This window comes from Bradyrhizobium sp. NBAIM08, from assembly GCF_020193935.1.
GTDB classification, from domain to species: domain Bacteria; phylum Pseudomonadota; class Alphaproteobacteria; order Rhizobiales; family Xanthobacteraceae; genus Bradyrhizobium; species Bradyrhizobium yuanmingense.
Window position 1 is genome coordinate 1 of the sequence record NZ_JADYVR010001186.1, and the last position, 390, is coordinate 390.

At 62.3% G+C, this 390-nt stretch carries 1 protein-coding gene; it reads left to right on the forward strand.

What is annotated here, in order from left to right; all coding sequences use genetic code 11:
• On the forward strand, positions 1-343 hold a 343-nt coding region (locus I6F37_RS44065), incomplete at its 5' end, for a hypothetical protein (RefSeq protein ID WP_225154995.1).
• Positions 344-390 lie beyond the last annotated feature (47 nt).

Genomic DNA, 390 nt, shown 5'->3' on the forward strand with positions numbered 1-390 from the left:
GGAAAAAGAAGACGTCGATAAGATCCGACAGGCCCTCCATCGACTCAGGGCGCAAAAGCTCTGGCAGCCGCGCATCAGCTCGTCGATCGGCATCCAGCCCCGGCCAATCGTTCGCGGTAACCAGATCGTTCTCGAGCCGCACATCGTCTCCGTCGATCATCCGCGCGGAGTTCGATACGTGCGCGGAGTCGACGTGGTGGCGTTGGTCGAGCTCGCGCCATCCATCCGCCAGGTGCCGGATCTCTACGAAAGCTATCTCCGAAGAGCGGGTTCAGTGCCCTTGACCGACTTTCCGTATGCGGTGGCCAAGGCGGTTGCGGACGGGTGGCTTGTGTCAGAATGAGCCGCAGATTTCCCAGGGCCGCAGGCGCAGAAGGCCCAGACTGACGG